The 21,711-nt window shown below is 68.4% G+C and carries 22 protein-coding genes and 1 pseudogene; 7 read left to right on the forward strand and 16 right to left on the reverse strand.

The window, feature by feature from the left end:
• The first annotated feature begins 3 nt into the window (after window positions 1-3).
• From AC5P5W_RS12350 to AC5P5W_RS12370, 5 genes are all read left to right on the forward strand, one after another.
• Window positions 4-891 (forward strand): TPM domain-containing protein, encoded by an 888-nt coding sequence (locus AC5P5W_RS12350; RefSeq protein ID WP_049420663.1) that lies wholly within the window; start codon window positions 4-6, stop codon window positions 889-891.
• Window positions 891-1,385: a TPM domain-containing protein gene (locus AC5P5W_RS12355; RefSeq protein WP_032955917.1), complete on the forward strand. Its 495-nt coding sequence runs from the start codon at window positions 891-893 to the stop codon at window positions 1,383-1,385. The genes AC5P5W_RS12350 and AC5P5W_RS12355 overlap by 1 nt, the downstream gene beginning before the upstream one ends.
• A gap of 95 nt (window positions 1,386-1,480) precedes the next feature.
• Window positions 1,481-2,368 (forward strand): prolipoprotein diacylglyceryl transferase, encoded by an 888-nt coding sequence (gene lgt / locus AC5P5W_RS12360; RefSeq protein WP_046428907.1) that lies wholly within the window; start codon window positions 1,481-1,483, stop codon window positions 2,366-2,368.
• On the forward strand, window positions 2,365-3,159 hold the full coding sequence (locus AC5P5W_RS12365; RefSeq protein WP_046428910.1) for a thymidylate synthase: 795 nt from the start codon (window positions 2,365-2,367) through the stop codon (window positions 3,157-3,159). Before lgt ends, AC5P5W_RS12365 begins: the two co-directional genes overlap by 4 nt.
• A 5-nt stretch (window positions 3,160-3,164) precedes the next feature.
• Entirely contained in the window at window positions 3,165-3,656 is a 492-nt protein-coding gene (locus tag AC5P5W_RS12370) for a dihydrofolate reductase (RefSeq protein WP_049440214.1), read from the forward strand.
• A gap of 128 nt (window positions 3,657-3,784) precedes the next feature.
• Here the strand turns inward: AC5P5W_RS12370 and AC5P5W_RS12375 are convergent, their stop codons facing one another.
• The 10 genes and pseudogenes from AC5P5W_RS12375 to AC5P5W_RS12420 form a co-directional block, all read right to left on the reverse strand.
• Window positions 3,785-4,432 carry a DUF1287 domain-containing protein gene (locus tag AC5P5W_RS12375; RefSeq protein ID WP_495221175.1) on the reverse strand — a complete coding sequence of 216 codons (648 nt, stop codon included), beginning with the start codon at window positions 4,430-4,432 and terminating at the stop codon, window positions 3,785-3,787.
• Complete coding sequence (locus tag AC5P5W_RS12380; RefSeq protein WP_014645985.1) at window positions 4,429-5,445, reverse strand: symmetrical bis(5'-nucleosyl)-tetraphosphatase; 1,017 nt, start codon at window positions 5,443-5,445, stop codon at window positions 4,429-4,431. The genes AC5P5W_RS12375 and AC5P5W_RS12380 overlap by 4 nt, the downstream gene beginning before the upstream one ends.
• A 15-nt stretch (window positions 5,446-5,460) precedes the next feature.
• Window positions 5,461-5,844: a Co2+/Mg2+ efflux facilitator ApaG/CorD gene (gene apaG, locus AC5P5W_RS12385; RefSeq protein ID WP_008268668.1), complete on the reverse strand. Its 384-nt coding sequence runs from the start codon at window positions 5,842-5,844 to the stop codon at window positions 5,461-5,463.
• Window positions 5,845-5,857: 13 nt separating this feature from the next.
• Window positions 5,858-6,661, reverse strand: coding sequence for a 16S rRNA (adenine(1518)-N(6)/adenine(1519)-N(6))-dimethyltransferase RsmA (gene rsmA / locus AC5P5W_RS12390; RefSeq protein WP_014645986.1), 804 nt, complete (start codon window positions 6,659-6,661; stop codon window positions 5,858-5,860).
• Entirely contained in the window at window positions 6,658-7,638 is a 981-nt protein-coding gene (gene pdxA, locus AC5P5W_RS12395) for a 4-hydroxythreonine-4-phosphate dehydrogenase PdxA (RefSeq protein ID WP_046428925.1), read from the reverse strand. The genes rsmA and pdxA overlap by 4 nt, the downstream gene beginning before the upstream one ends.
• 18 nt (window positions 7,639-7,656) lie before the next feature.
• Window positions 7,657-8,988: pseudogene (locus tag AC5P5W_RS12400) on the reverse strand (peptidylprolyl isomerase); the annotation flags it as partial.
• The gene (gene lptD, locus AC5P5W_RS12405; RefSeq protein WP_495221177.1) at window positions 8,985-11,492 is read right to left on the reverse strand and encodes an LPS-assembly protein LptD; all 2,508 of its coding nucleotides are present in this window, start codon (window positions 11,490-11,492) and stop codon (window positions 8,985-8,987) included. The gene lptD and the pseudogene AC5P5W_RS12400, both read right to left, overlap by 4 nt.
• A gap of 89 nt (window positions 11,493-11,581) precedes the next feature.
• Window positions 11,582-12,520 (reverse strand): histone deacetylase family protein, encoded by a 939-nt coding sequence (locus AC5P5W_RS12410; RefSeq protein ID WP_014645990.1) that lies wholly within the window; start codon window positions 12,518-12,520, stop codon window positions 11,582-11,584.
• Between the two features lie 9 nt (window positions 12,521-12,529).
• Entirely contained in the window at window positions 12,530-13,084 is a 555-nt protein-coding gene (locus AC5P5W_RS12415; protein ID WP_014645991.1) for a cob(I)yrinic acid a,c-diamide adenosyltransferase, read from the reverse strand.
• A gap of 8 nt (window positions 13,085-13,092) precedes the next feature.
• Window positions 13,093-13,677 carry a hypothetical protein gene (locus tag AC5P5W_RS12420; RefSeq protein ID WP_014645992.1) on the reverse strand — a complete coding sequence of 195 codons (585 nt, stop codon included), beginning with the start codon at window positions 13,675-13,677 and terminating at the stop codon, window positions 13,093-13,095.
• Window positions 13,678-13,786: 109 nt separating this feature from the next.
• Here AC5P5W_RS12420 and ubiH point away from each other — a divergent pair, with 109 nt between their 5' ends.
• Both ubiH and AC5P5W_RS12430 read left to right on the forward strand, forming a co-directional pair.
• A complete protein-coding gene (gene ubiH / locus AC5P5W_RS12425; protein ID WP_014645993.1) occupies window positions 13,787-14,995 on the forward strand; it encodes a 2-octaprenyl-6-methoxyphenyl hydroxylase in 1,209 nt (402 codons plus the stop codon).
• On the forward strand, window positions 14,992-16,173 hold the full coding sequence (locus AC5P5W_RS12430) for a UbiH/UbiF family hydroxylase (protein ID WP_049440151.1): 1,182 nt from the start codon (window positions 14,992-14,994) through the stop codon (window positions 16,171-16,173). Before ubiH ends, AC5P5W_RS12430 begins: the two co-directional genes overlap by 4 nt.
• 68 nt (window positions 16,174-16,241) lie before the next feature.
• Here the strand turns inward: AC5P5W_RS12430 and AC5P5W_RS12435 are convergent, their stop codons facing one another.
• From AC5P5W_RS12435 to AC5P5W_RS12460, 6 genes are all read right to left on the reverse strand, one after another.
• Window positions 16,242-16,640 carry an EF-hand domain-containing protein gene (locus tag AC5P5W_RS12435; RefSeq protein WP_032959022.1) on the reverse strand — a complete coding sequence of 133 codons (399 nt, stop codon included), beginning with the start codon at window positions 16,638-16,640 and terminating at the stop codon, window positions 16,242-16,244.
• Window positions 16,641-16,704: 64 nt separating this feature from the next.
• Entirely contained in the window at window positions 16,705-17,772 is a 1,068-nt protein-coding gene (rlmM, locus tag AC5P5W_RS12440) for a 23S rRNA (cytidine(2498)-2'-O)-methyltransferase RlmM (protein WP_046428937.1), read from the reverse strand.
• A complete protein-coding gene (locus AC5P5W_RS12445; protein WP_004154307.1) occupies window positions 17,756-18,316 on the reverse strand; it encodes a nucleoside deaminase in 561 nt (186 codons plus the stop codon). The genes rlmM and AC5P5W_RS12445 overlap by 17 nt, the downstream gene beginning before the upstream one ends.
• A 96-nt stretch (window positions 18,317-18,412) precedes the next feature.
• The gene (locus AC5P5W_RS12450) at window positions 18,413-19,135 is read right to left on the reverse strand and encodes a DUF6348 family protein (protein WP_197575109.1); all 723 of its coding nucleotides are present in this window, start codon (window positions 19,133-19,135) and stop codon (window positions 18,413-18,415) included.
• A 48-nt stretch (window positions 19,136-19,183) separates the two neighbouring features.
• Window positions 19,184-19,837 carry a hypothetical protein gene (locus AC5P5W_RS12455; protein ID WP_197575108.1) on the reverse strand — a complete coding sequence of 218 codons (654 nt, stop codon included), beginning with the start codon at window positions 19,835-19,837 and terminating at the stop codon, window positions 19,184-19,186.
• Window positions 19,838-19,880: 43 nt separating this feature from the next.
• A complete protein-coding gene (locus AC5P5W_RS12460) occupies window positions 19,881-21,629 on the reverse strand; it encodes a glutamine--tRNA ligase/YqeY domain fusion protein (protein WP_014645999.1) in 1,749 nt (582 codons plus the stop codon).
• Between the last annotated feature and the right edge of the window lie 82 nt (window positions 21,630-21,711).

The raw sequence follows: 21,711 nt of genomic DNA on the forward strand, positions 1-21,711 counted from the left end.
CCGATGCGCCTGGCCACTGCGCTGCTGGCCCTGCTGCTGTGGCTGCCGTTGGCAGCGCAGGCACAGCCGCTGGCGCCGATTCCTGCGCTGGACTCGCCGGTGGTCGATACCACCGGCACGCTGGACGCCACGCAGAAGCAGGCGCTGGTGCAGCAGGCGATCGAGCTGCAGCAGCGCAAGGGCAGCCAGCTGCAGGTGCTGGTGGTGCCCACCACCCAGCCGGAGGACATCGCGCAATACACCACGCGGGTCTTCGACCAATGGCAGATCGGCCGCAAGGGCGTGGATGACGGCGTGCTGCTGGTGGTGGCCAAGGATGACCGGCGCGTGCGCATCGAGCCGGGCTACGGCCTTGAAGGCGCCATTCCCGATGCCATCGCCAACCGGGTGATCCAGGAATACCTGGTCCCGCGCTTCCGCAGCGGCGACTATGCCGGCGGCATCACCGATGCCACGGCGGTGCTGGTCAAGCTGATCGACGGCGAACCGCTGCCGGCACCGGTCAGCGGCCATCGCGGGCGCGAGCCCGGTGGTGGTGGCGATACCTGGTTCCTGGCGCTGTTCATCGGCGTGTTCGCTGGCAGCATCCTGCGCGGGGTCTTCTCGCGCGTGCCGCGTCCGCTGCGCGGCCTGCTCGGCGGCGCGGGTGCGGCGCTGGCAGCATTCCTGTTCACCTCCACGCTGCTGGCCAGTGGCCTGGCCGGCGTGGTCGGCCTGATCGTGGCGATGCTGTCCGGCCACCCGGGCCGCTTTGCCGGCGGTGGCGGTTGGGGCGGTGGCAGCTGGGGTGGCGGAGGCGGTTTCGGCGGGGGCGGTGGATTTGGTGGTGGTGGTGGCTGGGGCGGTGGCGGCGGCCGTTCCGGTGGCGGTGGCGCTTCGGGAGGCTGGTGATGATCCAACGTCTGTTCCGCCATGTATTCTCGCCCTCGGTGCGGCGTGCCTTCCCGCCGGCCACATTGCAGGCGATCACCGAGGCCATCGCGGCCGGTGAGCAGCGCCACGGTGGGCAGGTGATGTTCGCGGTGGAAGCGGACCTGCCGCTGGGGGCGCTGTGGCACAGGGTGACCCCGCGCCAGGCCGCCGAGCATGCCTTTGCGCGCCTGCGAACCTGGGATACCGCCCACAACAACGGCGTACTGATCTACCTGCTGCTGGCCGATCACGCGATCGAGATCGTTGCCGACCGTGGCCTGCACGGCCGGGTCAGCCCGGCGCAGTGGCAGCGGGTCTGCACCCACCTGCGCGAGGGCCTGCGCGGGGCCCATCCGGTCGAGGCATTGCAGGATGCCATCGACGAGGTCTCCAGCCTGATCGAAGGGCACTTTCCGGCCGCCACGCGGTCCGAGCATGACGCGTTGCCTGACGCGCCGCAGATCCTGGACTGAACCCTGATCTGCGGCGTGGTCCTCCGCCCGTGCCGGCCCCGGCCCCGGGCGGGGCAGGGGCGCTAAAATACCCGTACTCCCGCCAGGCGTTTTCCATGATCTATTTCCACGACATCGACCCCATCGCCCTTTCGCTGGGGCCGATCAAGGTGCACTGGTACGGCATCATGTACCTGCTCGGCTTCACCGCAGCGTGGCTGCTGGGCCGCACGCGCATTGCCGCGGGGCGCCTGCCGGGCGTCGATGCCAACGGCTTCTCCGACCTGCTGTTCTACGCCATGCTCGGCGTGGTGCTGGGCGGGCGCATCGGCTACATGCTGTTCTACGCGCTGGGCGATTTCCTGCACAACCCGCTGCTGCTGTTCAAGGTGTGGGACGGCGGCATGAGCTTCCATGGTGGCCTGCTCGGCGTGCTGGGCGCCTGCTGGTGGTGGTCGCGCAAGCACAAGCTGCATTTCTTCGACACCATGGATTTCATGGCGCCGCTGGTGCCACTGGGCCTGGGCTTCGGGCGCATCGGCAACTTCATCGGCGCCGAGCTGTGGGGCAAGTACACCGACGGGACCTGGGGCGTGGTGTTCCCGTCCGGCCTGCCGGCCCCGCTGAACCAGCTCGACCACGCGACGCTGCAGGCGCAGTTCGCCACCGGCGCATTGAACCCGTACGCCCGCCATCCGTCGCAGCTGTATGAAGCGTTCCTGGAAGGCCTGGTGATGTTCGTGGTGCTGTGGGCGGTGTCGGCCAAGCCGCGCCACCGCTACCTGGTGGGTGGCCTGTTCGCGTTGATGTACGGCCTGTTCCGCTTCGCGGTGGAGTTCGTGCGCATGCCGGACAACGGCGTCTACGTGGCCTTCGACTGGCTGACCCGTGGCCAGATCCTCAGCCTGCCGCTGATCGCCTTCGGCCTGGTGCTGCTGGTGATGTCGCGCCGCGCGCCGGTGCTGCAGCCGCAGTTGCCGGTGGCTGCCGAGGGCAAGCCATGAAGCCCTACCTGGACCTGCTGGCGCACGTGCTCGAGCATGGCGCCGAGAAGAGTGATCGCACCGGTACCGGCACCCGCAGCGTGTTCGGCTGGCAGATGCGCTTCGACCTCACCGAAGGCTTTCCGCTGGTCACCACCAAGAAACTGCACCTGCGCTCGATCATCCACGAGCTGCTGTGGTTCCTGAAGGGCGACACCAACATCGGCTACCTGAAGGACAACCAGGTGCGCATCTGGGACGAGTGGGCCGACGAGAACGGCGACCTCGGCCCGGTCTACGGCAAGCAGTGGCGCAGCTGGGCCACCGCCGACGGCCGCCAGATCGACCAGATGCAGTGGCTTGTGGACGAGATCAAGCGCAACCCCGATTCGCGCCGGCTGGTGGTCAGTGCCTGGAACGTGGGCGAGCTTTCGCAGATGGCGTTGATGCCATGCCATAACCTGTTCCAGTTCTACGTGGTGGACGGCAAGCTCAGCTGCCAGCTGTACCAGCGCAGCGGTGACATCTTCCTTGGCGTTCCGTTCAACATCGCCAGCTACGCGCTGCTGACCCACATGGTGGCGCAGGCCACCGGCCTGGGCGTGGGCGACTTCGTGCACACGCTGGGCGATGCTCACCTGTACTCGAACCACTTCGAGCAGGCCCGCGAGCAGCTGTCGCGCGCGCCGCGCGCGCTGCCGAAGCTGTGGTTGAACCCGGAGGTGACCGACCTGTTCGGCTTCCAGTTCGACGACATCCGCATCGACGGCTACGACCCGCACCCGGCGATCAAGGCGCCGGTGGCGGTATGAGCGCCCTGAAGCTGTCGATGATCGTGGCGCTGGACCGCAACCGTGGCATCGGCCAGGGCAATGCCATGCCCTGGCACCTGCCGGATGACTTCAAGCACTTCAAGGCGCTCACCCTGGGCAAGCCGATCCTGATGGGGCGCAAGACGGCCGAGTCGATCGGCCGCGTGCTGCCGGGGCGGACCAACCTCGTACTGACCCGCAGCGGCCAGGTGCCGTTCGAGGGCATGCGTGCGGTGGCGTCGCTGGACGAGGCGAAGGCGATTGCCGAAGGCGAGGGCGCCAGCGAGCTGTGCATCATCGGCGGCGGCGAGATCTTCCACCAGTTGCTGGACCAGGCCAGTGACCTGTACCTGACCTGGGTCGATGCCGAAGTCCCCGCCGATACCCATTTCCCCGAAGTGGACGTGCAGGACTGGCAGGAAGTGAGCAGCGAGCCGCACCCGGCCGACGAACGGCACGCCTACGCGTTCCGCTTCGTGCACTACGTGCGCCGCTGATCGCGGAAATACCAACGAAAACACCGACGGGGTAGAGTCGACTGTTAGTCGACTGCTCTCGGCGGTCACCCGAAAAACCCGCGCTGCGCGCGATAGTCGACTAACAGTCGACTCTACCGGGACTGTCGCTACGGCATCCGGTAATGCCCGATGATCGTGTGCTGGAACAGCAGGTTCTCTTCGCGCGTGCCGCGCGCGATGTTGTGCAGCACCAGCGGTGTGCCGTTGGCCAGGCGCCGGTCAGAAACGATGCCCACGTGCAGCAGGCCGTTGCCATTGAGCTTCCAGGCAACGATGTCGCCGGCCGCGTAGTCGGCGGCGAGGGCCGTGACCGGTTGCTGCCAGCCCTGGCGCTCGAACCAGCGCATCAGGTTCGGTACACGACGATGATCGATGTCGCGGTCCGGCCGTGACAGGCCCCAGATCGCCGGATAGGCACTGAAACTGCCGCGCATGTCCTCATGCACGCGTGCCTGCAGGTCCAGGCCCAGATCGCGCAGGGCGCGCACCACCACGTCCGTGCACACGCCGCGATCCAGTGGCACGTCGCCGCCGGGATAGGCCAGTACCTGGTAAGCAGGATCGTAACGGGTGGTGACGCCGACCTGCGCGCGGGCTGCGGCCACCAGTGGCGGCGAAGGGGCCTGCGGCTGCGTCGGCGCATGTGCGGCACCATCCGCAGCCGTGGGAGCAGGCGGCGAGCCGGGCTGGCAGCCGCTGGCCAGGGCCAGCGTCAGCAGCAGCACCGTCCCTGGTGCCCAGCCGCGCCGCGTCACGCCTGCGGCGGGGGACTGTTGTGGGTGCCGCCACCCGCGCCGCCCCCTCCGCCACCACGACGGCGACGGCGGCGTGGGCCACGGTTGCCCGGGGTGGCAGCGGCGTTGCCGCCCTGTTCCTTGCCCTGCGTCGCGGCGCCGGGGCGCTCGTGCGCCGGTCGCGCCGGCGGGCGGGCGTTGGGCACGGGTGCCGGTACGTCGCGGCCCGGAACCTGCACCACGCGCAGCTCGTCGGTATCAAGCTGGAGCGCGGTCAGCTTGCCGCCCCAGACCGCGCCAGTGTCGATGGCGTGCACGCCCTGGGTGATGGTCAGGCCCAGCGCCGACCAGTGGCCGCAGACGACCTTGAGGTCGCGCTCGACCCGGCCGGGCACTTCGAACCAGGGATACAGCCCCTGCTCCTGCGTGCCCGGCGTGCCCTTGTCCTCGATGCCGATGCGCCCCCGCGGGGTGCAGTAGCGCATGCGGGTGAGCACGTTGATGATCGCGCGCGAGCGGTCGTAACCGGACAGGTTCGGGGCCCAGCTCGGCTTGTCGCCGTACATGTTGCGGAACAGCTTGCGGTAGCCGGCGCCATGCAGTTGCACCTCGACCTCGGCGGCATGCTTCTCGGCCATCTGCGTGGTCCACTTCGGCGCCAGGCCGGCGTGCACCATCATCCAGCCCAGCTCGCGGTCCACGTGCACCAGCTTCTGCAGGCGCAGCCAGTCCAGCAGTTCGTCGCGGTCCTCGGCCTGCACGATGCGCAGCAGGTCCGGGTTGACCTTGCGCTGTTCCTCTTCGGTACGCGAACCGACGGCCAGCAGCGAAAGATCATGGTTGCCCAGCACCACCACGCTGTGCTCGCGCAGCGAGTGCACCAGCCGCAGCGTTTCCAGCGACTGCCCGCCGCGGTTGACCAGGTCGCCGCAGAACCACAGGGTGTCCTGCGCCGGGTCGAAGCGGATCTTCTCCAGCAATCGCTGGGTGACGTCATAGCAGCCCTGCAGGTCGCCGATCGCCCACACACTCATCGTTCGGCCTCCGTGTCAGTGCAGGGTACGCGGCACGGCCAGCACGAAGGGTGCGACCGGCGCGGCAAATTCGGTGCCATCGTCGGCGACCATGTCGTAGTGCCCCTGCATGGTCCCGTGATCGGTCCCCAGCATGACACCGGACGTGTAACGGAAGTCTTCACCGGGGCGCAGCCGCGGCTGCTCGCCGATCACCCCGTCGCCATCGACATGCTCGACACGGCCATTGGCATCGGTGATGCGCCAGTGGCGCGCGACCAGGCGTGCCGCGACCCGCCCCTGGTTGTGGATGCGGATCGTGTAGGCGAACGCAAAGCGACCGTCTTCCGGCGCGGATTGATCGTCGAGGAAGCGCGGCGCGACTTCGACGGAGATGGCATAAACGTCAGCGTCTTCCATACCGGCAGTGTAATCAGGAGGCATTGGCCAAAGCGATGAATTCGGCCACGTCCAGCTGTTCGGCGCGGGCATCGGGACGCACGCCGGCGGCGATGAACTGCTCGGCGGACACCACGTTGTTCAGGGCATTGCGCAGGGTCTTGCGGCGCTGCCCGAAGGCGGCCTTGACCACCTCGGCGAAGCGCTTGTGGTCGTTGATGTTGATCGCGGCCGGGTCACGCGGCACCAGACGCACCACGGCCGAATCGACCTTCGGCGGCGGCCGGAACGCGCCCGGCGGCACCACGAACAGCGAGGTCACCTGGCAGTAGGCCTGCAGCATCACGCTGAGGCGGCCATACACCTTGCTGCCGGGGCCGGCTGCCATGCGGTCGACCACTTCCTTCTGCAGCATGAAGTGCATGTCGCGGATGACCGCGGCATGCTCCAGCGCATGGAACAGGATCGGCGAGGAGATGTTGTAGGGCAGGTTGCCGACCAGGCGGATCGGCTGGCCGGCGGCCAGTTCGGTGAAGTCCACGCGCAGCACGTCGCGATGAACGATGGTCAGCTCGCCCAGCGGCTCGGCGGCGGCGGTCAGCGGCGCGATCAGGTCGCGGTCGAACTCGATCACCGTCAGCGTGGGGTGCACGCGCAGCAGCGGCAGGGTGATCGCGCCCTGGCCAGGGCCGATCTCGACCAGGCGGTCGCCGTCTTTCGGGTTGACCGCCATCACGATCTTGTCGATGTAGTGGCGGTCGGCCAGGAAATGCTGGCCAAGCTGCTTCTTGGCCGGTGCGGTGAACACCGGGCCGGAGGGGGAATGCGGGGAATTCATGCGCCCAGTGTACGTTGCCGCGCAAGCTGCGCACACAGCGTCGTTGCCGCCTGCAGGCTGGAGGGATCGGCGATGCCGCGGCCGGCCAGCTCCAGCGCGGTGCCATGGTCCACCGCCACGCGCGGATAGGGCAGGCCCAGGGTCAGGTTCACCGCCTGTTCGAAGCCGGAATATTTCAGTACCGGCAGGCCCTGGTCGTGGTACATCGCCAGCACGGTGTCGAAGCCGGCCAGCTTGGCGGGCAGGAAGGCGGTATCGGCCGGCAGCGGCCCGACCAGGTCCATGCCCTCCGCGCGCAGGCGCTGCAGCAGCGGGATGACCAGATCCAGTTCTTCGCGGCCCAGGTGGCCATCTTCGCCGGCGTGCGGGTTCAGGCCGAGCACGGCGATGCGCGGCGCAGGCAGGCCGAACTCACGGCGCAGTGCGGCGTGCACCGTGCGCAGCGTGTGCTCCAGGCCGGGCGCGGTGATCGCATCGGCCACCTCGCGCAGCGGCAGGTGGGTGGTGGCCAGGGCCACGCGCACGATGTGGTTGGCCAGCATCATCACCACCTTCACCCCGGCCTGGTCGGCCAGCAGTTCAGTGGTGCCGCTGTAGGCGATGCCGCCTTCATTGATGACCGCCTTGTGCACCGGGCCGGTCACAACACCGTGCAGTTCGCCGGACAGGCAGGCCTGGCCGGCGCCGAGCAGGGCGCCGATGACCGCGCCGGCATTTGCCGGATCGGCCTGGCCGAAGCGGCTGGGCGCAGCGTTGCGGACAGCGCGCAGGCGCAGATCGCCGGGGGCGCGTGCTTCGGCGTCCTCGGGCAGCAGCTGCAGGGGCAGGTTCAGCGCGGCCGCAGCCGCGTGCAGGGTGTCCGGGTCGGCGAAGGCCAGCAGCCGGCAATCTTCACGCGGCTGCTGGACGAGGCGGACACATAGCTCCGGGCCGATCCCGGCGGGCTCGCCCGGTACCAGAGCGAGCTCGGGGCGCATCGTTCAGGACTGCGGCGGGGTGGCGGTGTTTTCCGCGCGGTCGCCGCTGCGGAAGCTGACGTAGGCTTCGCCACGCAGTTCCTGCAGGAAGCGGTTGTACTCGTCTTCCAGCTTGCGGCGGCCGATGGTCTCGCGGACCTGGGCACGCTGGTTGTCGGTGGTCACGTCGGTCTGGCGGGTCGCCACGCGCTGCACGATGTGCCAACCGGCATCGGTACGGAACGGCTGGCTGACGCCACCGTCCTGGAGGCCTTCCACCTGCTGGCCGAAGGCCGGACCGAACGCGTCGGCCGGGAACCAGCCCAGGTCACCGCCCTGGCCCTTGCTGTTGTTGTCCTCGGAGGATTCCTTGGCAACGGTCTGGAACTCGGCACCACCGGCGATGCGGGCACGCAGGGTGTCGATCTTGGCCTTGGCGGCGGCGTCGGTCTGGTGGTCGTCCACGCGCACCAGGATGTGGCGGCCGTGGAATTCGGTGACCGTATGCTCACCGGCGGCGGCGGAGCTGGCGTCACGCACTTCCACCAGCTTCAGCAGCTGGAAGCCGCTCGGGCCACGGATCGGGCCGACCACTTCGCCGGGCTTCATCTTTTCCATCATCTGGGCAAAGGCCTGCGGGATTTCATCCAGGCTGCGCCAGCCCAGGTCACCGCCTTCCAGTGCATTCGGGCTGTCCGAATAGCGCACGGCTGCAGCGTTGAAGTCCAGCTCGCCCTTGTCCAGCAGGGTCTTCACACCATCGGCCTTCTTCTGGCCGGTGGCGATCTGGTCGGCGTTGGCACCGTCGGGCAGGGCGATCAGGATGTGCGCCAGGTGGTACTGGTTGCCCACCGTGGCCTGCTGCTTCAGCGCGGCGTCGACTTCACCCTCGCTGACGCTGATGCGGCTCTGCGCGAAGCTCTGGCGCAGGCGCTGCACGGTGATCTCATCACGCACCGAAGCGCGGAAATCGTTGAAGTCGATGCCGTCATGGGCCAGGCGCTGGCGCAGGGCGTCCAGGTTGGACCCATTCTGCTGGGCGATGGAGTTCATCGCCTGGTTCAGCTCCTGGTCGCTGACCCGGATGCCGCTGCCCTGGGCGCGGGCCACCTGCAGCTTGACCAGCACCAGGCGCTCGAGCACCTGGCGGCTGAGCACGTCTTCCGGCGGCAGCTGGTTTTCACGGCCGGCGTACTGCGCCTTGATGTTGGCGATCGCACGCTGGAGCTCGCTCTGCAGGATCACGTCCTCATCGACGACGGCGGCGATGCGGTCAAGCGGCTGCGCCTCCTGGGCAAGCACCTGCAGGGGGGCGGACACGCTGGACACCGCCAGCAGCGAGGCGAGAAGAACGGGGAAGCGCTTGGTCATGGGATCAGGTTCGGATCGTAGTCATCCCGGGTCGCCCCGGTGTTGCTCGGCGGCACGAGATAGAGGTCGTCGCGGTTGTAGCCGAGGATAGCACGGCGCAGGGTACGGTCCGTGTCCTGGCCCAGGGAGCTCAGGCCCTTGAGCACGAACTCCAGCTGGATGGCGTTGTTCATCTCGCCTTCGCGGTTGCGGACGTAGCGGCGGGCGACCGCACGCACGGCCAGGCAGCAGCTGTCCCACTGGACGCCGGCGATGATCTCCAGCGGTTCCTTGTCCTGCAGCGAGTAGTAGTAGCGGCCGACCAGGCTCCAGCGCGCATTCAGCGGGTACAGGAACGACAGGTCGGCCTGTTCCAGCGGCGTGCGGTCATGCTTGTTGGCGGTGGCCGGGGCGCCGGAGTTGATGCGGTAACGGTAGCTGAGGTTGATCACGCCATCGTTGGGCATCAGGTAGCGGGCGCGGACGCTGGCCAGATCCTCGCGCTTGTACTTGGGGTCCCACTGGTAGGTGGCACCCAGGGTCCAACGGTCGTTGATCATGTAGTTGCCGTCAGCGATCCACGCCGACTTGCCCTCCTCCACCGGCGCGCCACCCGGGGTGACGGTCACCCGCGATTCGTCGAAGTACTGGATCTGGCCGATGGAGGCCGAGAAGCGTTCCTTGCCGGTGGTCTGGTCGATGAAGCGGGTGCTCAGCGCCATGGTCAGCTGGTTGGCGTCGTTCTGGCGATCGGCGCCGGTATAGCGAGAATCGCGGAACAGCTGGCCCCAGCTGAAGGTGAAGTCGCGGGTGTCGAAGATCGGCAGCTCGTCCTGATCGCGGTAGGGCGTGCGCAGGTAGAACAGGCGCGGTTCCAGGGTCTGCAGGAAGGACTTGCCACCGATGCGGGTCTCGCGATCGAAGAACAGGCCGGCGTCGATGCTGCCGATCGGCAGGCTGCGGCTGGGCGAGGTGTTGCCGCGCAGCTGTTCCGGTGTGGCGGTGTTCGGGTCGATGCCCTGCGAACGCAGGATCTGGCCGCGGATGCCGTTCACGCCATCAACCAGGCCACGGTCCAGCTGGTAACCGGTATAGCGGTAGGCCAGGGTCGGCGTGACATACCAGGCCGCGCCGCTGATCGGGAACGACACGTAGGGTTTGACATCCAGCCGCGAGCCGCCGCTGACACCGATGCCGTCGGTCTGACGGTTGCCGTTGCGGGTGTACTGCAGGTCCGGTCCCGCATCAGCGCCGTACTTGAAGTTGATGTCGTCGTGGGTGAAACGCACGGCTTCGGCGTAGATGCCGGTTTCCAGCCACGGCAGGACCGGCTTGTCCCAGTTGAAATACAGGCGCGGCTGGCGGTTGTAGGCCAGCGCACCCTCGTTGAGGGTGTAGTCGGTCAGCTGCCAGCGGTCGGCCATGATGCCGGCCGTCCAGTTCCTGCCAGTGCCGTACAGGCCGATGGTGCTCTGCAGGTTCGACGCGGTGACCCCCACCAGGCGGTTGGCGAAGTCTTCCACATAGCGTTCGTCGCTGACCCAGGCCAGGTTGGCGCGGGCCTGCCAGTGGCCGTCGAGGTTGTGGTAGCCGCCGAACATCACCCGGCCGCGGTCGCGGTCGCGCAGTTTGTCGTTGGGCATGAACGCGGTCAGCAGTTCGCCGCGGCCGCCGTTGTAGAGGTAGCGGAATTCGTTGTCGAGCATCAGGCCGCGCCGGCTCATGTAGCGCGGGGTCAACGTGTCGTCGTAGTTCGGCGCCAGGTTGAAGTAGATCGGCTGTGCGTAATCGAAACCGTTGCGGCCGGACATGCCCAGCTGCGGGAACAGCAGGCCGGTCTTGCGGCGGTCGTCGATCGGGAACTTGAAGTACGGCGCCCACAGCACCGGCACCTTGCCGATGCGAAGCACGGCGTTGCGGGCGGTACCGAAGCCTTCGTCGTTGTCCACTTCGATCTGCGGCGCCGACAGCTTCCACACCGGCTGCGACGGGTCGCAGGTGGTGTAGGTGGAGCGGTGCATCTGGCCGACCGCGCCCTGCAGGTCGACCGATTCGGCATCGCCGTTGCCGCGGCGCGACACCAGCTGGTACTTGATGTCGGTGATCTTGTGGGTGTCGCTTTCCTGGTTGCCCTCGGCGCGCTTGGCGACCATGCGGATCGAGGAGTCCTGGTAGCGGACATTGCCGTCGGCGATGTAGTTGCCGGTCTCGGTATCGAAGCTGAGCTTGTCGGTGCCGACGAACTGGTCGCCACGGCGCAGGGCCACGTTGCCTTCGTACTGCGGCACGGTGGTGGTGCCCAGCAGCTGGTCACCCTCGATGTCGGTCGGCTGCTGCTCGCGCGCGGCGCTGGCGGCGGCCTTGTCCTGCCCCGGGACCGGGACCGGGACAGGGGCATCGGTGAACGCGGGAATCACGTCGGTAGCCGGGCACAGGCCCCAGTTGAGCGGCTTTTCATCGGCCATTGCCGGCAGGCAGATGGCGATGCTCAGAGGCAGGGGAAGCAGGCGGAGGGCTCGGCGCACGCGGTTCGGATTCGGGCGAAAACGGACGGTAGCTTGCCCCATCCCTTGCATAGGGGCAATGAAGGGCGTCGGATCCTGCCGGTTCGGGTTCATCCGGAGACGCTGCCCGGTGGGGGGGGCAGCAGGGCCCGGACATGGGCCACGCTGCACTCGGCAAGGGCCTGCAGGTCATAGCCGCCTTCCAGCATCGAGACCACCCGGCCGGCCGCATGGCGGCGCGCCAGCGCATGCAGTTCGCGGGTGATCCAGGCGAAATCGTCGGTTTCCAGCATCAGGTCGGCCTGCGGATCGCGCAGGTGGGCATCGAAGCCGGCCGAAATCAGCAGCAGCTGCGGCCGGAAGTCGTCGATGGCCGGCAGCATCTCGTCGGCCCACACATTGCGGAAGCGGAAACCGCCGCTGCCGGGGGGCAGCAGGATGTTCATCAGGTTGCCGGCACCGCGGTCGCGGCGCAGGCCGGAGTTGGGGAACAGCCCGGCCTGGTGGGTGCTGTAGTACGAGACCCGGGCGTCGTGCTGGAAGATGTCCTGGGTGCCGTTGCCATGGTGGACATCGAAATCGACCACCGCGATCCGCTCCAGGCCATGACGGTCACGGGCGTAGGCGGCGGCGATGGCGATGTTGTTGAGCAGGCAGAAGCCCATCGCAGTGCTGCTGGTGGCGTGGTGGCCCGGTGGCCGCACCGCGCAGAACGCCAGCGGGTCCTCGCCCAGCATCACCGCATCTACCGCCGCCACGCCGGCGCCGGCGGCATGCACGGCGGCACTGGCCGAGCCGGGCGAGGTCCAGGTGTCCATGTCCAGCTGTCGCAGCGGCGCGGTCTGCGGCTGCAGCACGAAGTCGAGCAGGGCGCTGTCGTGGACCCGGGTCAGTTCGCCGAACTTGGCCGGCGGCGCCTCGCGCCAGTCCAGCTGGCCGGGGAAGGCGGCGTGCAGGGCATCGAGCACATGCTGCAGGCGTTGCGGGCACTCCGGATGGCCAGGGCCGGGGTCATGCAGCAGGCAGGACGGATGGGTGAAGACCAGCATCGTGCCGACTCAGCGCTGGCGCTGCTGTGGCTGCCACAGCGCTTCGCCATGGCCATCGGCACGGGCCAGCACCCGGGCCAGCACGAACAACAGGTCCGACAGCCGGTTGAGGTACTGCAGTGCCTCGCTGCGCACGGCGTCGTGGCGGGCCAGGGTGACCGTCTCGCGCTCGGCCCGGCGGACGATGGTGCGCGCCAGGTGGCAGCGTGCGGCGGCCTCGCCACCGGCTGGCAGGATGAATTCCTTCAACATCGGCAGGCTGGCGTTGTAGTGATCCAGCTGCTGTTCCAGTGCCGACACATCGGCGGCGTGGATCGCGGCGTGGCCGGGGATGCACAGTTCGGCGCCCAGGTCGAACAGCTGGTGCTGCAGATGCACCACCAGCGCGCGCACGTCGTCGGGCAGCGCCGTGGCCAGCAGCAGGCCGAGTGCGGCATTGGCTTCGTCGACAGTGCCGTAGGACGCCACGCGGGCATCATCCTTGGCCACGCGCTGGCCGTCGCCAAGGCCGGTACTGCCGTCGTCGCCGGTGCGGGTATAGATGCGCGAGAGGCGATGACCCATGGCGCGGCTCAGTGCCGGATGTCGCGGCGGGCCTGCTGGAGCTTCAGTACCTGCTCCACGGCCAGCTGCAGGGCGGCGGCCAGCGCCACGTAGATGGCGGTGGTGCGCAGGTACGGCCCGAACCACTGTGCGTAGTTCTGTGCCCAGCCGGCCAGCGTCGGTTCGGCCACGTTGCGGCTGGTCCAGTAGAAGCCGCCCTGCGCGAGCAGGTGACAGACCGCCACCGAGGCCACCAGCAGCAGCGCGCCCTTGGCCAGTACCGGCCAGCGTGCCCCCTGGTAGTTGCGGCCCAGCAGCATGCCGCCGGCCCACAGCGAGAAATACGCCGGCAGCAGCAGCCAGTAGCCCGGCGACACGCAGTAGTGCTGCCAGAAATCCAGGCCGCTGCTGCGGATCACGATCCAGTCCACCAGCACCGCGAACACCATCAGCAGCGGGAACGCCCAGCGGGTCCAGCCAGCCAGGTAGAAGCCGCCGATGAAGAACACCGCCCAGGAGGCATCCGGGATCGCCGCGAAGTGGTTGACCCGGGTCGCCGCCAGCAACAGCACGAGTACGGACAGGACGAAGGCACGGTTGGCGGTGGCGGACATGGCAGCGGGCCCGGAGCGGATTCAGGTTTCATTCTAGCCCGCCGCGCCGGTTGGCGCAGGTCGGGGGCTGTTGGGTGTCCGGGCGGGGCGAGCGCGTATCATGAACACCATGAGTGAACGACATGACGTGCTGATCGTCGGTGGCGGCCTGGTCGGTGCCAGCCTGGCCATTGCCCTGGACCGGTTGGGCCGCGACGTGGGCCTGCTCGAAGCCAGCCCGGCCGGCGAGCTGCCGGCGGTGTTCGACCAGCGCAACCTCAGTTTCGCCGCGGCGACCGTCAACGCGCTGACCGCGTTGGGGGTCATGCAGAAGCTGGCGATGGCGCCGGGCCCGATCCGCCGCATCCATGTCAGCCGCGCCGGCGATTTCGGCCGCGTGCAGCTGGAGGCTTCCGACTACGACCGGCCGTGGTTCGGCCAGGTGGTTGTCGCGCGTGACTTCGGCCAGGCGCTGGAAGCGCGCTTGCAGGAGCTGCCGCAGCTGCGGCGCTACCGGCCGATGCGGTTCCTGGGCCTGGGCGAGGTGGTCGACGGCTACCGCCAGGTGCGGGTGGCCGACGAGACCGGCGAGCGCGTACTGCTGGCACGGCTGGTGGTCGGTGCCGATGGCACGACCAGCGGTGTGCGTGGCGCGCTGGGCATCGAGGTCGACCGGCATGATTTCCAGCAGACCCTGTTCGTGGCCCGCGTGCGCAGCCAGCGCGCGCCGGATGGCACGGCCTGGGAGCGCTTCACCGATACCGGCCCGACCGCCCTGCTGCCGCGCGGCGACCGCCACTTCGGCACCGTGCATGGCGTGGCGCGGGACCAGGCCGATGCGGTGATGGCGCTGGACGATGCGGCCTGGCTGCAGCGCCTGCAGGATGCGATCGGCTGGCGTGCCGGTCGGCTGCTCGAATCCGGCCCGCGCAGCGCTTACCCGCTCATCCAGGTGCTGGCGCGCGCATTGGCCGGTGAACGCACGGTGCTGCTGGGCAATGCCGCGCAGACCATCCATCCGCTGGGTGCGCAGGGCTTCAACCTGGGCCTGCGCGATGCGCTGACCCTGGCCGAACTGCTGGAGGATGCGCACGAGGATGCCGGCAGCGATGTGCTGCTGCAGGCCTATGTTGCGCGCCGCCAGGAAGACCGACGGCAGACGGTGGCGTTCTCGGGTGGCCTGGCACGGTTGACCAGCAATCCGGCACCGCTGATGCGGCCGCTGCGCAGCCTCGGCCTGGTGGCCGCGCAACGCGCCTCGGTGCAGTCGATGCTGGTCGGTGGTGCGATGGGCTTCCGTGGCGAAGTGCCGCGGCTGTGCCGTGGAGAAGCCGCATGAGCCGGCGCATGCGCCTTGATGTGGCCATCGTCGGTGGTGGCGTGGTCGGTGCCGCGTGCGCGCTGGCGCTGGCCGATGCCGGCCTGTCGGTTGCGCTGGTGGAAGGTCGTGAGCCCGCGCCGTGGCAGGCCGCACAGCCTGACCTGCGCGTGTTCGCCTTCGCTGCCGACAACGTTCAGCTGCTGAACCGCCTGGGCGTGTGGCCGGCGATCGCGCAGGCCCGTGCCTGGCCCTACCGGCGCATGCAGGTGTGGGACGCGGCCGGTGGCGAAGATCTGCTGTTCGATGCCGATCGCTTCGGCCGTCGTGAACTGGGCTACATCGTCGAGAACGGCCTGCTGCAGGATCGCCTGTGGGCGGCGTTGCCGGCGGCGGGCGTGCAGCTGCACTGCCCGGCGCGGGTGGACGCGCTGGAGCAGGACGACGACGGCGTGCGCCTGCGCCTGGATGACGGTCGTCGCCTGGAAGCGGCGTTGGCGGTGGCCGCCGACGGCGCCGAATCGACCCTGCGCCAACTGGCCGGGATCGAGGTTGAAAAGCATGACTACCACCAGCGTGGCGTGGTGGCCTACGTGGACAGCGATCTTCCCAACCAGGCCACCGCCTGGCAGCGTTTCCTGCCGGGCGGGCCGCTGGCGCTGCTGCCGGTGGCCGAGCGCCGCAGCTCGATCGTCTGGACCCTGCCCGAGGACGAGGCGGCACGTGTGCTGGCCTTGGACGAGGACGCCTTCAACCGCGAACTGACCCGGGCCTTTGCGGCGCGGCTGGGTGAGCTGCGACTGGCGTCACCGCGAGCGGCCTTCCCGCTGCGTCGCCAACTGGCCCGTCACTACGTGGCCGGCCGAGTACTGGCATTGGGTGATGCCGCGCATGTGGTGCATCCGCTGGCCGGGCAGGGCGTGAACCTGGGCCTGCGCGATGTCGCCGCCCTGCAGCAGTGGCTGGCGCCGTCGGCCGAGCGCCGTGGCCAGCCGCGGCTGTCGCCGCAGCGCCTGCAGCGCTGGGCACGCGAACGGCGCAGCGACAACCAGATCGCCGCCTACAGCTTCGATGCGATCAACCGCCTGTTCTCCAACGACGAGATGCACTTGACCCTGGCCCGTGGCCGCGCGCTGGGCTGTGTCGGCAAATGGCCGCCGCTGGTACAGGCGTTCTGGAAGCGCGCCGCCGGCGTCTGAAGCAAAAAGGGGACGGAGGGGATTAAGTCGTTTGTGCACATACGACTTAATCCCCTCCGTCCCCTTTTTCAATCCACCAGCCAGCCGGCCAGGTCGGTGCGGTCCAGCTTGCCGCGGTGCCTGCGGTCCAGCGAATTGAATTCGTCGGCCAGCGCCGGATTGGCCTGTGCTTCCTCGCGGCTGATGAAGCCATCGCCGTTCACGTCGAGGTCGCTGAAGCGGATGCGGTACTGGCCGACCACGCTGCTCGGTTCCAGCGAACGCACGGTCACCTGCGCCTCGCCGGCCGGCTGCGGAATCTCGACGCTGCCGCTGACCCGGCCCGCATCCAGCGGTTGCTGGCGGATCGCGCCGCCGGTGGGGCCCAGCGGCTGGCTCTGCGCCGGCGTGGACGGGCCGTGCTGGGCGATGGCCGGTACCGAGGCCAGCAGGATGGTCAACAGCAGGGCAGCACGTGGAAGGTTCATGACAGGCTCCTTGCCAGAGGGTACCGGGAGCGTACTCCCGGCAACCTGTGCCGCCGATGACGGATCAGCGCAGCGGCGAAGCCAGCACGGTGATCTCTTCACGGTCGTGATAGAGCTGCTTGGCGCGGACCACCAGCGGCTTGCCGGCCTGGTCCTGGAACAGGTCCAGGCACAGCCGGGTTTCGTCCCAGCGCTTCTTCATCGGCAGTTTCAGATTGAAGATCGCATGCCGGCACCAGCCCTCGCGGAACCAGGTGGCCATGCGTTCGGCCACGCGGCGCGGCTGCTCGACCATGTCGCAGACCATCCAGTCCAGCGGCTGTTCCGGGTGCCAGTGGAAGCCATCGGCGCGCAGGTGCTCGACCAGTCCGGTGTCCAGCACGTGCTGGCGCAGCGGGCCGTTGTCGATGCTCAGCACGTGCATGTGCTGGCGGGTCAGCACCCAGGTCCAGCCGCCGGGTGCGGCGCCGAGGTCGGCCGCACGCATGCCGGGCTTGGCCAGCGCCTCGCGTTCTTCCGGCGTCAGCAGGGTCAGCAGCGCCTCGTCCAGCTTCAGCGCCGAACGCGAAGGCGCCTCGGGCAGCAGCTTCAGGCGCGGGATGCCCAGCGCCCACGGTGCGCTGTCGGCCGGGTCGGCCACGCAGACGAAGGCATGGGTGCCATCGACGAACACCACATGCAGGCGCGGCAGGCGGTTGTTCGGCTTATCAGTGAGCTTGCCGGCCTTGCGCAGCGCCGGGCGCAGTGCATTGCCGAAGGCACGGGCCAGACCGGACAGTGGCTTGCCGGCGTCCGAATCGGGGTGTTCCACCCACAGGTCGCCGAAGCGCGGCGCATCGGCCAGCACTTCCAGCATCGGGGTGATCCGGTCCGCCGGGTCCAGCTGCGGCAGTTCGGCCAGCACCACCAGCTTCTGCCGCGCGAAGATCAGCTCGCGCCAGCGCAGGCGCGGCGCCAGCGCGGCGGCTTCGTCGCACATGAAAAGCACGTAGCCGTCATTGCGCTGGGTGCGCGCATAGCCGGCGAAACCGGCTTCACCGGCGCGGAACTGCAGCTCGCCGGCCAGCTCGGGCTCGAAGCCCTGCCGGCACAGGCACAGCAGGCCGATGCCGGTTTCAGTAACGGGCGCCATCACTTTCCCCATAGGCACGCAGCACGCTGCGCGCGGCGTCGCGGTTCAGGCCTTGCACCACTTCGATGCCGCGCTTGTTGAGTTCACCCACCCAGTCGGCCGGCAGCGGGCCTTCATCGAACGGGGTCAGTTCCTCGACGTCGGCCGAGTTGGCACCGATCAGCAGGCGGTCGATGCCGGCCCACACGGTGGCGCCGTAGCACTGGCAGCACGGCTGCGAGCTGGTGGCCAGGGTGACCGGCGACAGCACCGCGTTCAGGCGCGGGGTCTGCAGGCGCTGCTGGGCCAGCATGTAGGCCATGTTCTCGGCGTGCGCCAGCGAGGTCGCGTGCGGCATCACCCGGTTCACGCCGGCGGCGATGACCTTGTCATCCGGGCCGAACACCACCGCACCGAACGGGCCGCCACTGGCGTGCTCGACGTTCAGCCGCGACAGCTCGATCGCCAGCGCGACCTTGGCCTCATCGCCCGGATATCGACGATCCAGGTCGATCTGGTCGTGGATCCAGGCGGGAAGGGTCAGGTGGACTTGCGCGTACAGCATCGCGGGGGTGCCTCGTGTGGGATGGGAAAAGTGCGGTTGCTTGGGAAACCGGCGCGCAGTGTAGCCGCACCGGCCTGTACCGGGTGTGGGCGTGGCTCAGCCCGGCGAGCCGGTGCGGATCACCACGTACTGCTTGCGGAATTCCAGCCCGGCCTGCGGCCAACTGGCGGCATAGGCGCGCAGCAGGGGCAGGGCGGCGGCGAAGTCGTGGCCGTTGACCCGGCAATCGGCCTCGCACAGACCATCGGTATCGCGCGAGGCGAACAGGCGGATGGCCAGGAATTGGCGGGCTTTCAGCAGCTCGTCGAAGGCCTCCATGCTGCGGGTGAACAGGCAGCAGGGGCAGGAGCCATGATCGTCTTCGCTGCAGGTGGAGGCATCCACGTCCTGTGCACGGTAGTGCGCCAACGGCCCCAGCACCACGGTGCGCTGATGTTCCTCACCCTCGTCGCCGACCGGATAGGTCAGGCCCATCATCGGCAGGCCCTGTGCGTCTTGGGCGCCGATCGCGGTCTGCAGGGTCACCAAGTCCACCCGGGCCCAGGCCTGGAAGCCGGACAACAGCGATGCCTGCTCATCGGCACCATTTGCGTGCTGGTACTCGAACAGGCCATCGGCGAACAACTGCGGATGCTGGCTTTCAATGACGGTGGAGGTCTGCCAGCCGCCGTTGTCGCGCGCTTGCGCGGCCATTGCATGCGGGGTCAGGCGCAGGCCGCTGTCGAGCAGCAGCGCGTTGCCGTCGATGCGGCTGGCGGTGCCGGTGTCCTGCAGGGCCTGCTGCAGCAGCGGGAGGAGGGCGGTGGCGCTCGTGGTCATGTCAGGCCTGTGGATGGATGGGGCGGAACATCCAGGCAGGGCCTGGGGCTAGCGGTCGAGTGCGTCGAGCTCTGCGCGATATCGCTGCGCGTCGGATTGCTGCTGCGGATCGTTGCCGTGGTCGCGCAGCCAGGTTTCCAGCTCGCGGCGATAGTCCGCGCGGAAACCGGCATTACCCGGGCTGAAATGCAGCTTGCGTGCCGCCACCTCCACCCGCTCGCGCGCGCTGGCCCGGGCCTGGGCGACGCCGTGCGGTGACTCGTTGGTGAGGATGACGAAGTTGCGTGGGAAGCCCGGCGTGTACTTGACCACGAACGGCTGGTCGCGCGCCGGGATACGGATGGCGTTTTCCAGCGGCCACAGCGAAGCGGTGTTGGTGTGGAACACCACGTCCACGTCGCGGCCCTCGGCGGTACGCAGCACCCCTTCGTAGCGCCAGATGTACTGCTCGTTGAGCGTGGAGCTGGTTCGCTCGGTCTTGACGATCACCGCTTCACCACGCTCGCCCACCACGTTGAGGAAGGTGGCGTTGAGGAAGTGGCCGAGGAACATGTTGAGCATCGCCAGCGGGAACACCACGATGGCGTAGCCCGGAAAGCGCCGCCACCACGAGACCAGCCCGGCCAGCACCATTGCTGCAAAGAACGTCAGCAGCGGATGCTGCGAGATGAACCAGAGCAGGACGGAAAGGGCGGTGATCATCGTCGCGGTCGTGCGGGCGCCATCCAGGCGCCCGCGCAGGTCCTCAGGCCGACCAGGTATCGCGCAGGGTCACGCTGCGGTTGAACACCGGCGTGGCTGCGGTATGGTCGCGGCGGTCGGCCACGAAGTAGCCGGTACGCTCGAACTGGAACGACTGCTCCGGCGCGGCGCTGGCCGCGGCCGGCTCGACATAGCCGGTGACAGTGCGGCGCGATTCCGGGTTGAGGTAATCGCGGTAGGTCTTGCCTTCCGATTCGTCGTCCGGGTTCGGCACCGAGAACAGGCGGTCGTACAGGCGGATCTCGGCCGGTACGCCGTGCACGGCGCTGACCCAGTGGATGGTGCCCTTGACCTTGCGGTTGGCGCCTTCCATGCCCGGACGCGATTCCGGATCCAGCCAGCCGCGCAGCTCGGTGATGGTGCCGTCGGCATCCTTGATCACTTCGTCGCAGCGGATGATGCCGGCGCCGCGCAGGCGCACTTCGCCCCCCGGGACCAGGCGCTTCCAGCCCTTCGGCGGCACTTCGGCGAAGTCCTCGCGGTCGATCCACACTTCGCGTGCGAACGGTACTTCGCGGCTGCCGAAGCTCTCGTCCTTCGGGTGGTTGCTGAAGGTCAGCTGCTCTTCGTGGCCTTCCGGCAGGTTGGTCAGCACCAGCTTGACCGGGTCGACCACTGCCATGCGGCGCGGTGCGGCACTGTCCAGGTCCTCGCGCAGCGCGCCTTCCAGCACGCTGAAGTCGATCAGCGAATTCTGCTTGCTGATGCCCACGCGCTCGGCGAACAGGCGCATCGCGGCCGGGGTGTAACCACGGCGACGCAGGCCCTGCAGGGTCGGCATGCGCGGGTCTTCCCAGCCGTCCACCAGCTGTTCGGTGACCAGCGCCATCAGCTTGCGCTTGCTCATCACCGTGTAGTTGATGTTCAGGCGCGAGAACTCGATCTGGCGCGGCTTGGCCGCTTCGCGCGGCAGGCCGGCATCGACCAGCGGCTGGGTCAGCGCGTCGTCATGGGCGAAGTCGACGTTGTCCACGCACCAGTCGTACAGCGGGCGGTGGTCTTCGAATTCCAGCGTGCACAGCGAGTGGGTGATGCCTTCGATCGAATCACCCAGCGCGTGGGCGAAGTCGTACATCGGGTAGATCGGCCACGCATTGCCGGTGTTCTGGTGCTCGACGTGCTTGATGCGGTACAGCGCAGGATCGCGCAGGTTGATGTTGCCGCTGGCCATGTCGATCTTCGCGCGCAGGGTGCGCGCGCCATCCGGGAATTCACCGGCGCGCATGCGGCGGAACAGGTCGAGGTTTTCCTCGACGCTGCGGTCGCGCCATGGCGACGGGCGGCCCGGCTCGGTCAGGGTGCCGCGGTAGGCGCGCACTTCCTCGGCCGACAGGTCGCAGACGTAGGCCTTGCCCTGTTCGATCAGCTTCTCGGCGGCCAGGTAATAGGCCTGGAAATAGTCCGAGGCGTGGCGCAGCTCGTTCCACTCGAAGCCCAGCCAGCGCACGTCGTCCTGGATCGCGGCTACGTATTCCGGATCTTCCTTGGCCGGGTTGGTGTCATCGAAGCGCAGGTTGCAGACGCCGCTGAATTCACCGGCGATGCCGAAGTTCAGGCAGATCGACTTGGCGTGACCGATGTGCAGGTAGCCGTTCGGCTCCGGCGGGAAGCGGGTCTTGATCGCCTGGTGCTTTCCGCTGGCCAGGTCCTCGCGCACGATCTGGCGGATGAAATCGCGCTTCTCGTGGCTGTCGGCGGGGGTCTCGGGGCTGGCGGGGGTGTGCTCGGACATGAGTCGGCGAAAAGAAAGGCAGAAAGACCAACAGTCTAGCGCGTACGGGGCAGGGCTGCCCGGTGGGGTGTGGGGATGCCGG

This window comes from Stenotrophomonas sp. YJH_SMC_123, assembly GCF_059368215.1.